Source organism: Microbulbifer agarilyticus (genome assembly GCF_020171345.1).
Taxonomy (GTDB): domain Bacteria; phylum Pseudomonadota; class Gammaproteobacteria; order Pseudomonadales; family Cellvibrionaceae; genus Microbulbifer; species Microbulbifer agarilyticus_D.
On record NZ_JAIUZM010000002.1, the window covers coordinates 76,773 to 89,658 of the forward strand.

The following is a 12,886-nucleotide window of genomic DNA, read 5'->3' on the forward strand; positions in this document are numbered from 1 at the left end:
CCGCATTTATGGCATAAGATGCCCACACATCGTATTTTCGGTGGGCATCGTTACCGTGCTCATTGGTCGTATGAAAATCAGACCGGCTCGCTCACCTTGCGGATAGATACCGCAATGGCGCTTTGCTGTGCCATTCCGGAATATTTCGCCGGGTTGTCCAGGTTGTGGATGAGTCGGTTGGTATTGGCGCCAATTTCCCGCACCTTGTCATCGCCGGCACCGTCTGGAGCGCCCCCCCAGCAGTGGGCCATAGAAATTACTCCCCTGCGAATGTCCGGGCTGCTTTGTACTACGCCCGGTATTTCACCGCGTACGGAGCGAATAAAAATAATTTCGCCATCCTCGATATTCATTGCTGCCAGGTCATCGGGATTCATAAAGGCCGGGTTTGTTGTCCCCTTTGATGCAAGGAAACTCAACTCTGGACCCGTGGAGTTGAAGGTGTTTTTCATGCGCCGGCTGACCAGCAGGTAGGGATGTTGCTGTGCCTCCGTAACACTGCGATCTGCATCGGTAGCTGCGCCTTCCAGTTCTTCGTCCAGTCCTGCGGGGAACAGATCCAGCAAGCCTTTGGTCGCTGGGTCTGCAGGTTGAACAATGACATCAGGGGCGTCGAATACATGACCGCCGTCGCGCTGGTATATCTCTTTCAAGGGTATTCTCGAGCCCGCGGTCATTTTTTCCAGAATGTCATATTTCGATGGCTTGTTGACCATGTCCAGTGGTTGCTCACCTATGTTGAGATCGAGGCCAAGGCGTTTGCCGAGCTCCCAGAATAGTTCCCATTCCTCAATGACATCGCCCTCGGCTTCGACAACCGATTTGGTGTAGTGGCTATAGGGTTGCTCGTACCAGATATCAGTAAGTACGGTGAGATCGTCGCGCTCCAGGCAGAGCTTCGAGCCGATGACATAGTCCGCCATTTCCGCCGTGGCAGACAGCTTGTAATCGAGGCAGATCAGTAGGTCGAGATTTTTTAGTGCTTTGTAGGCCTTTTCCTGCCCGGGCCAGGCCAGCAAAGGGTTCCCGCCGATACAGATGAGTGCCTTAATTTGCCCTTCGCCCTCCATCAAAATTTCATCTGCGCAGATGGCTGTGGGCATCTCTTTAAGCGGTCCATTCGCCGTCAGTACGGTGACCTCGCCAATATCGTCGGATACACGGCTGCGTATCCCTGTCAGCCATTCCGGTTGTGGTGGTACCGCCTGTGCCAGGCGAGGAAACGGTGGTGACAGTACACCTGGGTTTGGCAGCTTTTCTCCGGCACGGTAGTGGCGCCCGCAGATTGCATTGAGTGCTTGCGTTAAATGCTGCACCAGATTCGGGTAGGGGCCCATCTCTGGGCCAGTACCGGTAGTCGCCGAGCCCTTGGGGCCTGCAGCAAACATGCGAGCAGCGGCAAGAATGTCATCTTTGTCGAGCCCTGCACGTTCGGCAACATAGTCTGGCGCAAAGCGGGCAAGGCTCTGCTTGAACGGTTCCAGGTTTTCAATATTTTCCTTACAGAATTCTGCATCGTGCAGGTTTTCTTCCAGAATGATATGCAGCAGTCCCGCCAGCAGGACTGCATCCTGACCGGGCTTGATCTGTAAGTGGATATCCGAGCGCGCGGCAACTTCTGTGCGTCGAGGGTCCACGCAGATAATTTTCATGCCGCGTTTCTTACCTTCCCGCAGTGCACTGCTGGGGCTGAACGAGGGAATTCCGCCCGGGATGGAGAAATGCGAGACCAGCGTATTATTGCCGATAATCAGCGCGACGTTGGAATCCCGCCAGGTATGGTTGCCACCGGCCCAGAAACCCATGCGCGCCTGGCCAATGCCTACTTTTGCCGGTTGGTCGATGGTGATGCTGGTGTAGTAAGAAGGGGAATCCAGTGCGACATGCCAGGCCTTGGCCACCGGGTGCGTCGCGGAATTTTGAAAGGATACGGTACCGTTATAGCTGGCAATGCTGCGCGGGCCATATTCGTCGCGGATGGCCTTGAGTTTCTCGGCGATTTCGTCGAGTGCCTGATCGGTAGTTATCTCGCTGCGGGTACCGTCGGGGTTTCTTTTGAGCGAGCAGAGGATTCGTTCAGGCAAATACAGCTGCTCAGGCATTTGCCGGCCTTTTAGGCAGGTGTAGCCACCAAAGAGTTTATTCTCGATATCGGGTCGCAGCGAAATGACCTTATTGTCACGCACCGTGACTTCCATAGGGCAGGTCGCGTGACAGAATCGGCAGTAGGTTTTGATCTTCTTGTCGCCTTGCGTTTCAGCCATGATGTTCAACCCTGAATTATATTATTAGTGATTAAGCGTGAGTCTGGAGCTGGTGATTAAACCGTAAAGAAGTCGCCGCGCGGGTTGCCCTCTGAGTCATAAACGGGCTCTTCGATGGCAATCTTGTACTTGGATACTGCGGTGTTGAGTATCTCGAAACTGCCCAGTAGGCCGAGCATCTGTGCGTAATATGGTCCAGCAAGGTGCGCAACTAAGTCTTCGGTGGAGTCCCACTTTTCGTATACGTAGACGCGGGTCTCTGATGTCGGGTCTGCCGACCACACATAATGCTGGCAGCCTTTTTGCAAACGTGTTTCTTCGATCAGTGACACGGCCGCTGACAAGGCATTGGCACGATCCTCGGCCTTGATGTCGACGTATCCATTAATCAGTACCGTCATATTGTTTTCCTTCTACAGCCTTTGTCCGGGGTGTTTGACTGTCATCCGTTGGCTATCGGTAAACGTATCAAACTTACCAAACCCAAACAATCAGGTTTGACTGTTTTTTTGTCTGGGTTTATATTGCCATGAGCTGCGGGCATGTTCAGCCCGTTCGAGTTATTGCTGAGCGTTAGGAGGGGGGTGCCCCAACTAACGATAACGCGCGGAGACCTGCGAAGACTGGGGAGTGTTTGTGGGCGCATCCAGAAAGGCCATTTCTTTTATGCAAGACATGATCAATCGACAGTTCTATCTCGCGTCCCGTCCGGACGCAGCGCCCACCCCGGAAGAGGTTCCGTTCCGCGATGTTCCGCTGCGTGAGCCGGAACAAGGGGAAGTGGTTATCCGCAATATGTACATCTCGCTCGACCCGGCAATCAGGGGGTGGATGAGTGATGTCAGTAATTACATTGAACCGATTGGGATTGGCGAGCCAATTCGTAGCTCGGTGATCGGTCGGGTAGTGAAGTCCAATAGCGACCAGTTGTCGGAAGGCGATGTGGTCTTGGCGGTAGGTGCATGGGAGCGCTATACGACGGCACAGGCAGCAGCGATGACTCGATTGGATGAGGCCGCTGGAATTCCCTTGAGTAGCTTTCTAGGAATTCTTGGGCCAACGGGTTTGACCGCCTACTTTGGATTGCTTGACGTAGGTAAGCCGCAAGCCGGGGAAACAGTATTGGTGAGTGCCGCCGCGGGGGCGGTGGGCTCCACTGTGGGCCAGATTGCCAAGCTAAAAGGCTGTCGTGTGGTTGGTATTGCTGGTTCAGATGATAAATGTGCGTGGATTACCGAGGAGCTCGGTTTTGACGATGCGATTAACTACAAGACCTGTGGTGATCTCGAGGCGGCGATCAAGGGCGCCTGCCCACAAGGCGTGGACATCTATTTTGACAACGTCGGCGGTGACATTCTGGATGCGGCATTAATGTGCATGAACAAGCACGCCCGTATTGCTGTGTGTGGATGGATTTCCACGTATAACGAAGCCGATGCACCGGGTCCTCGAAATTTGTGGCAGATGGTCGCCAAGAGTTTGACGGTACAGGGTTTTGTGGTGCTCGATTATGTTGACCGTTTTACTGAGGGTGTTGAGCAGCTTGCAGGGTGGCTGATGGCTGGAAAGCTTCAGTATCGGGAAGAGATCGTTGATGATCTCGACAATATTCTGCCAACCTTTCTAAAATTATTCGATGGTTCGAACCAGGGAAAATTGATCACGCGGATTCCTGAGGAGTCCGTATAGGGCGGCTGCCCACGCAGCAAGGCTTTGCTCTCTGGGGCGGCGATATTTGGCCAGAACTCGGTTCTGGCCATTTTGTCTCAGGGGTCGACGGTCGTGTTCGAGGTGTCAGCATTTTCGGCGGTGTTTGGCCGCGGATTGGCGCCATTTGAAGATGGAAATGCTGCGGTAAATAGCGGTTCACCAGTGTATAGGATCTGATAGTTTCGCCGCTGATATTTCCAATTCCCGTCCTGCTTGATATAGCAATCCTCATAACGGCTAAACAGCGAATTGGCATTTCCATCAGTATCTTTAGTGTGTTCTTGCAGGTACCAGTAACCGGTAGCGCGATCGCCGGCTACTTTGAACTGGCAGGTGCCGGGGATCATCAGGGCAAATTCAAACCCTGTCATCATTTGCTGGAAGAGCGTCAGAATGGCCTCTTTACCGGATACGGTATTACCCAAGAGGTTCCAGTGAGCATCCTCACTCCAACAATCAATCCAGCGGCCAGAATCGTGGCGAATTACTGCGTCGCAGTACTGCGCCATTAGATTGCGCAATGTGATTTCATCCGCCAAATCGTCGTGACTATCTAGTGTTTTCTGCATTTTTATCTACCCGTTGAGCGTCTCAGCGTACTTTCAATCGACTTTATCTGGCGTGTCAAAAAAAATAAACAGGCGGGACTGTTTTATTTTTTTGAGGGCTGATAGTATCTATTGAAACCGCAGGCCTCACACTGATGTATCCGCGGCGGCCTCACAAACTCAGATCAGGTTACGAGGGCGATCTCATGGATTTAAGCATCTCTCCCTACTTGCAGGGCAATTACGCGCCGGTGATTGAAGAAAGCGATTTCGGGCCTGATGAACTCAAAGTCGAGGGGCAGATTCCCAAGAATCTTTTAGGGGCTTTTATGAGGGACGGCCCCAATACCGCTTTTCAGCCCAACCACTATGTATACCCGTTAGATGGCGATGGCATGATCCACGCGATTTACCTGCGGGACGGCAAGGCGACTTATAAAAATCGCTGGGTCGAAACCAGTCACCTGAAAACCGAGCGGCAATTCAATCGCACCATCTACGGGAGTGTTGGAAAGCTGCTTGAGGTGCCGAAGGATGTGATCGAGGCGGGTGGCGAGCCTAATCCGGTGCGCAATACCGCTAACACGAATGTGTTGTATCACGGTGGCAAGCTTCTTGCGATGTGGGAGGGAGGCTTTCCTCACCTCCTGAATAATGATCTTTCCACCGTTGGGCTGTACGACTATGACGGTGCCCTCAAGCCTGGTGACGCGCTCACTGCACACCCAAAAATCTGCCCGACGACGGGCGACCTGATTAGCTGTACCCAGCGTTGGGACAGTGCGAATTACTGGGTCCAGATATTTGATAAAAACGCCCGGCATAAGAAGACCATTGAAGTGCCGTTCGCGCGCAAGGGCATCATTCATGATCTGCAAATTACTGAAAATTATGTGGTCATTTTCTATGCGCCAGCGTTTCACGACGTGAATCGGGCGATGCGAGGTGAGAATCCCTTCTCATGGGAGCCCGAGAAGGGCACCAAGATCTTTGTGATTCCACGAAGCGGCTCTGAAGACATTGTCACCTATGAGACAGATGCGTTCTTTAGCTGGCACTTTTGCAACGGATTCGAGAAGGGTGGAAAGATCATCATCGACTATGTGTGGATCAACTCCATGCCCTTTACCCAGGAGCAGGGTACCGGTGTGGAGAAGCAGGCGCGCCGGATGTATCGCATGGAACTCGATACAAAAACCAGAACCGTCACGAACGAAGAATTCTCTGACGTCTTCTGTGAGTTCTCACGGGTAGATGAGCGCCGTATGGGTAAGTCATACCGCTATGGCTTCGCCGCATCAAGCAATCGTAGCTGGGGAGATGCGCACGGCTACAACTGTACCGGGCGTTACGACTTCAACACCGGTGAGACGGTCCTACATGAATACGGCTCCGAGGCGAACGCGGGAGAGCCGGTGTATGTCGCCAACCCCGAATCTGAAAACGAAAAAGATGGGTGGCTGATGTGTTTTGTCTACAACCCCGGAGAGGGGCAGTTCCTCTCTATTCTGCCGGCTGGAGACTTTACCTCCGGTCCGGTAGCAAAAATCCACATACCTAGTCGAGTTCCCAATGGCTTTCATGCTAACTGGATGCAGGGATTGACCCTGTAACGCTAGAAGTGACGATCCGAATACTGAACGGTTGTTACCGATAACAATACATCGAGGCAGAACATGTCCCTAGATACACAAGAAATAACCAAACCCAAGGCATCCACGGCCGGCATGAGCAAGCAGCAGTTCCTGAAAGCCTACCGAACGATGCGAACGATTCGTGATTTTGAAGCCAAAATCAGCGAACAATTTATGAAAGGCAATATCCCGGGCTTTCTTCATCTCTATTCTGGCCAGGAGGCGGTTGCTGCAGGTCTTTGTCTCTTGCTCGAGGATGATGACTACGTAATCAGCACCCACCGTGGTCATGGTCATTGCATCGCCAAAGGTGGCGATGTTGGTGGCATGATGAAAGAGATCATGGCCAAGCAGGGTGGCCTGTGCGATGGCAAGGGTGGCTCTATGCACATTGCCGATTTTGACAAGGGGATGCTCGGCGCAAACGCGATTGTTGGCGGCGGTCCTCCCATTATCGTGGGTGCGGCGCTGTCCGCCAAGACGCTGGGTACCGACCGGGTTGGTGTTGCATTTGGTGGAGATGGTTCGTCAAACCAGGGAACCACATTTGAAGCCATGAATCTCGCCGTCGTATTGAAATTGCCGGCCATTTTCCTGTTTGAAAATAACGGCTATGGCGAAGGTACCCATGCAAGTTACGCGGTCGGCTCAAAAGATATCGCCAGTCGCGCACAGGGTTTCGGTATGCCCGCCTATAAAGTAGATGGAACCGACTTGTTTGCCGTATACGAGGTCTGCAAACAGGTGGTGGAACACTGCCGACAGGGCAAGGGCCCTGTCACCATCGAAGCCAATGTGCCGCGGTTCAAAGGGCACTTCGAGGGAGATCCCCAGGCCTATCGTGGTGACGGAGAGATTGAGCGCCTGATGAAAGACGAGGATTGTCTTGTGATTGCCCGCAAGGCTGCGATCAAAAATAAACTGGCAAGTGCAAAAGAACTTGATGCGATTGACGAGGAAATTGCCAGCTACATCAATGAAGTAACTGAGGCAGCCCTCGCGGCTCCAGCGCCGGGTGACGAGGAATTGCTCACCAACGTCTACAGCTCAGCGTATTAATGAACCCAAAGGCGCTTTGATAAAAGCCCGTTCACAAGAATAAATTTGGAGTTATCAGGATGCCCGTCAAAACATACAGAGAAGCAATCAACGAAGCATTGCATCAGGCCATGGCCGAAGATTCCAGCGTAATTGTACTGGGTGAGGAAGTGTCAGGTGGCGCAGGGTGCGATGGTTCAAGGGACGCCTACGGCGGTGTGATGGGAGTGACCAAGGGGTTGCTGCCGACCTACGGCGATTCGCGAGTGATCGACACCCCGATTACCGAGTCCGCCATCATCGGTGCTGCGGCAGGGGCCGCACAGACCGGCCTGCGCCCGGTTGCCGAATTGATGTTTATGGACTTCTTCGGCGTTTGCTTTGATCAAATCTACAATCAGGCGGCCAAGTTTCATTACATGTTTGGTGGCAAGGCCAAATGTCCGATGGTTATTCGCTGTACCACCGGAGCGGGATGGCGAGCCGGCGCACAGCATTCCCAAAACCTCACCCAGATGGTCACCATGGTGCCCGGGTTGAAGGTGGTGTGCCCCACCAATGCTTACGATGCGAAAGGCCTGATGCTGCAGGCGATTCAGGATGATGACTGCGTGATTTTTGTAGAGGACAAAATTCTTTACGACACCAGCTGCGAGGTCCCTGACGAGATGTATACGGTGCCCTTCGGTGAGGCCAAGTATTACCGCGAAGGTAAGGATCTCACCATCGTGGCGATCTCCAACCCGATGCACAAAGTCCTTGCCGTGGCAGACCGGCTCGAGGCGGAAGGTATCACCTGTGATGTGATCGACCCACGCACCACATCACCGCTCGATGAGGAAGCGATTCTCGAGAGTGTTGAAATGACCGGCCGATTGGTCGTGGTGGATGAGATGACGCCACGCTGCGGGATTGCGTCCGATATCTCCAGTATCGTTGCCGAAAAAGCGTTTGGCAGCTTGCGAGCGCCGATTAAGAAAGTTACTGCAGCACATTCCCCGGTACCGTTTGCGCCCAATCTCGAGGATGCCTGGATACCGCAAGAGGCCGATATTGAAGCGGCTGTCCGACAAGTACTGGAGTATGCCTCATGAGTAACTTAAAGGCGCTGACAGTCCCCAAGTGGGGCATGTCAATGGAAGAGGGCGAGATTACGGAGTGGCGTGTTGGTGAGGGGGATGAGGTTTCTGTCGGCGATGAAGTGGTCGATATTGAAACGTCAAAAATCATCAATACTGCAGAAAGCACCTGTAACGGCACACTGGTTCGTATCGTTGCTCAACCCGGTGAAATTCATCGTGTGGCGATGCTACTCGGCGTGGTTGCACAGGGAGAGGTTACTGATGCGGAAATCGATGCCTTTGTCGCGAACTTTGAACCGGATGCTGCGGCCCTGGTTCCCTCGTTGGTTTCTGGCGACGATAGTAAGCAGCAAGTTCCACAGCCTGCTGCTAACGAGAGGTTGGCTCCTACTACAACCACAGTGTCACCTGCAGGTGAAAAAAATGAGGCGGCACTGTCTGATGGGCCTGATGACACGAATGTGAAGGCTTCCTCTGTGGCTCGGCGAATTGCCAAAACACATAACATCAACCTGCACAATGTATCGCCCACCGGAAGAAACGGTCGTGTTTCCAAGTGGGACGTGGAGAAAGCCGCGGGGATAAGTATTGCTGCACCGGTCAGGAGAACGGTAGCGTCTTCCCAGGTGGCGAGCTCGTCTCTGGATGACTCCCGCATTGCGGCGACACCAGTGGCTCGCAGGCTCGCCAAGAAGCTGGCCCTCAATCTGAATGACATCGTACCGACCGGACGCAGGAATCGCGTTACCAAGGATGATGTAGAAAATGCTGCACGTTTGCTAAGCGGAGCATCTGACTTCAGCGTGCAGAAATTCAGCAGGATGCGTCAGACAATCGCGGCGCGCCTGAGTGAGGCGAAGCAGACCATTCCCCACTACCGTGTGAATGTGGAGATTGATATTGACAGCTTGCTGGCTCAGCGAAAGTACATGAATGGCGAGCTCGGCCATAAAATTTCAGTGAATGACTTTGTAATCAAAGCCTGCGCCAGTGCGCTTAAGCGGGTGCCGGAAGTCAATGTCCAGTATGCCGGCGACACAGTCCGTGCTTTTGAGCGTGCTGATATCTCGGTCGCGGTCGCGCTCGATGGCGGTCTGGTAACACCTGTGATTCGCAATGCCTGCTCCAAGAGCCTGCTACAGATTTCCGAAGAATCGCGGGACCTGGCACACCGCGCGCATGCTGGAGCGCTGGCCATCGATGAGTTGCAAGGGGGTACATTCAGTGTGTCCAACTTGGGGATGTTCGGTGTCGATCACTTCGATGCAATCATCAACGCACCTCAGGCGGCAATCCTTGCGGTAGGCGCAGGTAAAGAGAAAGCCGTTGCGCGCGACGGAAAGATTGTCTCGGCCACGATGATGACAGTCTCTCTCTCTTGTGACCATCGCGTAATCGACGGCGCAGTGGGCGCCAGATTCCTTCAGTCGGTTAAAGGGTTTTTAGAAAACCCGGCTTCCATGCTGGTGTAAGGATATCAATGTGGCAGAGAGAAAAATTGATAAGCAATCATTCGACCTGGTCGTGGTGGGTGCCGGACCGGGTGGATACGTCGCAGCCATTCGTGCAGCGCAATTGGGCATGCGGGTAGCACTCGTAGAAAGTCAGCACCTCGGAGGTACCTGTTTGAACTGGGGATGCATTCCGACCAAGAGCCTGTTGAAAAGTGCCGAAGTTTATCAGCAGATGAAAAATGCAGATGACTACGGATTGACGGTAAGCGAACCTGGCTTTGATATCGAGAAAATTGTCCAGAGAAGCCGCAGCACCGCCGGTCGTCTCAGTCGCGGTATTCGCTACCTGATGGAGAAGAACGATATCTGTGTCTTCGAGGGATTTGCCAGTCTGATCGATCGTAACGCAGTCAGTATCAGCTCCAATGGCGCCGTGATTGCTTCGATCACTGCGCCACACATTCTCCTTGCAACTGGTGCCCGCCCCAGAATGATTCCAGGAGTGGAGGCGGATGGCGAGGTAATCTGGACCGCTCGGGAAGCGATGACTCCGAAAGCGGTCCCAGAGTCATTATTGATCATCGGTGCCGGCGCCATCGGCATTGAGTTCGCCAGCTTCTATTCCACATTTGGTAGTGAAGTCACGGTGATCGAAATGGCCGATCGCATCCTGCCTCAGGAAGATGAAGACATCTCGCGGCTGGCAATGCGTTCGTTCAAGAAGCGCGGTGTACAGTTTTCTCTCGGATCGAGCGTTCGGAGTATTGATGTGAAAGGTGGGCGTGCCTATGCGCGGTGGCAAGATGCAGCAGGTAACCCACAGGAAGCTGTCTTTGACCGGGTGATTATGGCGGTAGGTGTCGTCGCCAATACCGAACACCTTGGACTGGAGGCGCAAGGCATCGCGATGGAAAAGGGCCAGGTGGTGGTCAATGAATGGTCGCAAACCACTGTCGAGGGTATTTATGCCATCGGCGACATGACTGCGCCGCCGCTGTTGGCGCATAAGGCGAGTCATGAGGCGGTCACTTGTGTGGAGCGAATCGCCGGCGCTGATGATCTGGAGCCACTTGACCCACTTACCGTACCTTCCTGTATTTACAGCGCCCCCCAAGTTGCCAGTGTGGGTCTGACAGAGTCTCAGGCGAAAGCTCAGGGTGTGTCCGTGCGCGTCGGCAAATTTGATCTCAGCAATCTCGGTAAGGCTCAGGCCATGGGTGACATGGAAGGTTTTGTTAAGACTGTGTTCGATGCCGAAACGGGAGAATTGCTCGGAGCACATATGATCGGCGCCGATGTGACGGAGTTGATCCAGGGTTATGTCATTGCTCGGAAAATGGAAACAACGGAAGAAGAACTGATGGAAACGGTGTTCGCGCATCCGACGATGTCAGAAGCAATGCATGAATCGGTCCTCGATGCGTATGACCGCGCGATTCATCACTAGGGAGGCGGTAATGTACAAGCAAATTCCAATTGCCGAAGGGCTATTCACTTGGCCTTCGGAAACTCCGGCGCTACTCGGCAGCCGCTGTCGATCCTGCAATATAGCAGAGTTTCCGCGAAAACCCAGTTGCCCCGCCTGTGGCAGTGAGGACGTGGTGACCGAGGAGCTACCACGCCGCGGAAAACTCTGGACGTGGACCATTCAGGGGTTTATGCCGAAGAAGCCCTACCACTCCGATGAAACGCCGGAAACGTTTACACCGTTTGGTGTTGGTTACGTGGAATTGCCCGGCGCAGTTTGTGTGGAGAGTCGGCTTCTCGAAAACGATCCGGCGAAACTCAAGATTGGGATGGAAATGGAACTCGTGGTGGAAACCTTTCGCCATGATGATGCGGGAAACCCGGTGATGAGTTTTGCGTTTAAGGCTGCCGAATGACCAAAGTCCAGGCTGTGATCACCGTGTCGCAAGCCGGGAAAACGTATTCCGGTACTGTGGTGAATATGCCACCGCTCGCCGGGGATGCCTGAGATAGGGGGAATTAATGGACGTTGCAATCGTTGGAATCGGGATACACCCGTTTGGTCGTACACCCGGCCTGAGCGGGTTACAGCAGGGCGCTTATGCCGCGCGCTTGGCACTAAAAGATGCTGGTGTCGAATGGAAAGACATGCAGTTTGGTTTTGGCGGTAGCGCCAGCGCAGGTAGCGCGGATGCGATGGTCAATGAACTTGGCTTGACCGGCTTACCCTTTATCAATGTGGCCAATGGCTGTGCGACTGGTGGCAGTGCATTGATTTCCGCGTTCAACGCGATCAAATCCGGAGAGTATGACATTGGTATGGTGACTGGCTTCGATAAGCATGATCGCGGTGCCTTCAATGCGGATCCCAAGCAGATGGGAATCGACGAGTGGTATGGCGAAGTGGGTCTGATGATGACGACTCAGTTTTTTGCAATGAAAATCCAGCGTTATATGGATACCTATGGGATCAGCAACAATACGCTGGCCAAGGTCGCACAGAAAGCATTTTCGAATGGTGCAAAAAACCCCAATGCCTGGCGTCGCGAAGAGATTCCACTGGAGGTTATCAGCCAATCCCCAATGATCAGTCACCCACTGACCAAGTTCATGTTCTGTGCGCCTGGAGAAGGTGGTGTGGCCTTGATTCTCTGCCGGGCGGATATTGCACGTCGTTACACCGATAAACCGATTTACCTGAAGTCGGCAGCAGTTCGCTCGCGACGCTACGGTTCCTTCGAAGTATTTGCACCTTCACAAGCGCTGCAGCAAGTGGATGGTCCCACGGTTGATGCTTCAAAAGCCGCTTTCGAGGCAGCGGGTCTGGGCCCGCAAGATATCGATGTACTGCAGTTGCAGGACACCGAATCCGGAGCGGAAGTGATGCATATGGCAGAGAACGGCTTCTGTGAACATGGGGAGCAAGAAGCGCTGATTCAAGCTGGGGAAACGGGCATTGATGGGAAGCTCCCGATCAATACCGATGGTGGCTGCCTCGCCAATGGCGAGCCGATTGGCGCAACTGGCCTGCGCCAAGTGTACGAGACCTGCGTACAGTTGCGTGGAGAGGCAGGTGAGCGTCAGGTTCCCAGTGCCCCCAAGGTCGGCTACACCCATGTATATGGGGCACCGGGTATTAGCGCAGTAACGATTTTGCAACGCTAGGTAACAACAAGAAGAGGCATAGCC

Annotated in this window: 11 protein-coding genes; 8 read left to right on the forward strand and 3 right to left on the reverse strand. The window is 53.6% G+C overall.

The window, feature by feature from the left end:
* Positions 1-77: 77 nt before the first annotated feature.
* Together LCM31_RS07565 and LCM31_RS07570 are read right to left on the reverse strand one after the other, a co-directional pair.
* Positions 78-2,264: a molybdopterin-containing oxidoreductase family protein gene (locus LCM31_RS07565; RefSeq protein ID WP_224868827.1), complete on the reverse strand. Its 2,187-nt coding sequence runs from the start codon at positions 2,262-2,264 to the stop codon at positions 78-80.
* 56 nt (positions 2,265-2,320) lie between these two features.
* Positions 2,321-2,665: a putative quinol monooxygenase gene (locus LCM31_RS07570; RefSeq protein WP_224868829.1), complete on the reverse strand. Its 345-nt coding sequence runs from the start codon at positions 2,663-2,665 to the stop codon at positions 2,321-2,323.
* A 235-nt stretch (positions 2,666-2,900) separates the two neighbouring features.
* Between LCM31_RS07570 and LCM31_RS07575 the strand changes: the two genes are divergently transcribed.
* Positions 2,901-3,953, forward strand: coding sequence for an NADP-dependent oxidoreductase (locus LCM31_RS07575; RefSeq protein WP_224868831.1), 1,053 nt, complete (start codon positions 2,901-2,903; stop codon positions 3,951-3,953).
* Between the two features lie 77 nt (positions 3,954-4,030).
* Here LCM31_RS07575 and LCM31_RS07580 read toward each other — a convergent pair whose 3' ends face one another.
* Positions 4,031-4,543, reverse strand: a complete 513-nt coding sequence (locus LCM31_RS07580; protein ID WP_224868833.1) for a nuclear transport factor 2 family protein — start codon at positions 4,541-4,543, stop codon at positions 4,031-4,033.
* Positions 4,544-4,728: 185 nt separating this feature from the next.
* Between LCM31_RS07580 and LCM31_RS07585 the strand changes: the two genes are divergently transcribed.
* From LCM31_RS07585 to LCM31_RS07615, 7 genes are all read left to right on the forward strand, one after another.
* The gene (locus tag LCM31_RS07585) at positions 4,729-6,135 is read left to right on the forward strand and encodes a carotenoid oxygenase family protein (protein WP_224868835.1); all 1,407 of its coding nucleotides are present in this window, start codon (positions 4,729-4,731) and stop codon (positions 6,133-6,135) included.
* Positions 6,136-6,198: 63 nt separating this feature from the next.
* The gene (locus LCM31_RS07590) at positions 6,199-7,215 is read left to right on the forward strand and encodes a thiamine pyrophosphate-dependent dehydrogenase E1 component subunit alpha (RefSeq protein WP_224868837.1); all 1,017 of its coding nucleotides are present in this window, start codon (positions 6,199-6,201) and stop codon (positions 7,213-7,215) included.
* A 59-nt stretch (positions 7,216-7,274) separates the two neighbouring features.
* Entirely contained in the window at positions 7,275-8,288 is a 1,014-nt protein-coding gene (locus tag LCM31_RS07595) for an alpha-ketoacid dehydrogenase subunit beta (protein ID WP_224868839.1), read from the forward strand.
* Positions 8,285-9,748, forward strand: a complete 1,464-nt coding sequence (locus tag LCM31_RS07600; protein ID WP_224868842.1) for a dihydrolipoamide acetyltransferase family protein — start codon at positions 8,285-8,287, stop codon at positions 9,746-9,748. Before LCM31_RS07595 ends, LCM31_RS07600 begins: the two co-directional genes overlap by 4 nt.
* Before the next feature lie 10 nt (positions 9,749-9,758).
* A complete protein-coding gene (gene lpdA / locus LCM31_RS07605) occupies positions 9,759-11,177 on the forward strand; it encodes a dihydrolipoyl dehydrogenase (protein ID WP_224868844.1) in 1,419 nt (472 codons plus the stop codon).
* Positions 11,178-11,187: 10 nt separating this feature from the next.
* On the forward strand, positions 11,188-11,613 hold the full coding sequence (locus LCM31_RS07610) for a Zn-ribbon domain-containing OB-fold protein (RefSeq protein ID WP_224868846.1): 426 nt from the start codon (positions 11,188-11,190) through the stop codon (positions 11,611-11,613).
* A gap of 106 nt (positions 11,614-11,719) precedes the next feature.
* The gene (locus LCM31_RS07615) at positions 11,720-12,862 is read left to right on the forward strand and encodes a thiolase family protein (protein ID WP_224868848.1); all 1,143 of its coding nucleotides are present in this window, start codon (positions 11,720-11,722) and stop codon (positions 12,860-12,862) included.
* Positions 12,863-12,886 lie beyond the last annotated feature (24 nt).

Excerpts from the sequence above, each read along its gene's own strand:
- LCM31_RS07565 (WP_224868827.1), bottom strand. The coding sequence starts at position 2,264 with ATGGCTGAAACGCAAGGCGACAAGAAGATCAAAACCTACTGCCGATTC.
- LCM31_RS07570 (WP_224868829.1), bottom strand. The coding sequence starts at position 2,665 with ATGACGGTACTGATTAATGGATACGTCGACATCAAGGCCGAGGATCGT.
- LCM31_RS07585 (WP_224868835.1), top strand. The coding sequence starts at position 4,729 with ATGGATTTAAGCATCTCTCCCTACTTGCAGGGCAATTACGCGCCGGTG.
- LCM31_RS07580 (WP_224868833.1), bottom strand. The coding sequence starts at position 4,543 with ATGCAGAAAACACTAGATAGTCACGACGATTTGGCGGATGAAATCACA.
- LCM31_RS07600 (WP_224868842.1), top strand. The coding sequence starts at position 8,285 with ATGAGTAACTTAAAGGCGCTGACAGTCCCCAAGTGGGGCATGTCAATG.
- LCM31_RS07590 (WP_224868837.1), top strand. The coding sequence starts at position 6,199 with ATGTCCCTAGATACACAAGAAATAACCAAACCCAAGGCATCCACGGCC.
- LCM31_RS07610 (WP_224868846.1), top strand. The coding sequence starts at position 11,188 with ATGTACAAGCAAATTCCAATTGCCGAAGGGCTATTCACTTGGCCTTCG.
- LCM31_RS07615 (WP_224868848.1), top strand. The coding sequence starts at position 11,720 with ATGGACGTTGCAATCGTTGGAATCGGGATACACCCGTTTGGTCGTACA.
- LCM31_RS07595 (WP_224868839.1), top strand. The coding sequence starts at position 7,275 with ATGCCCGTCAAAACATACAGAGAAGCAATCAACGAAGCATTGCATCAG.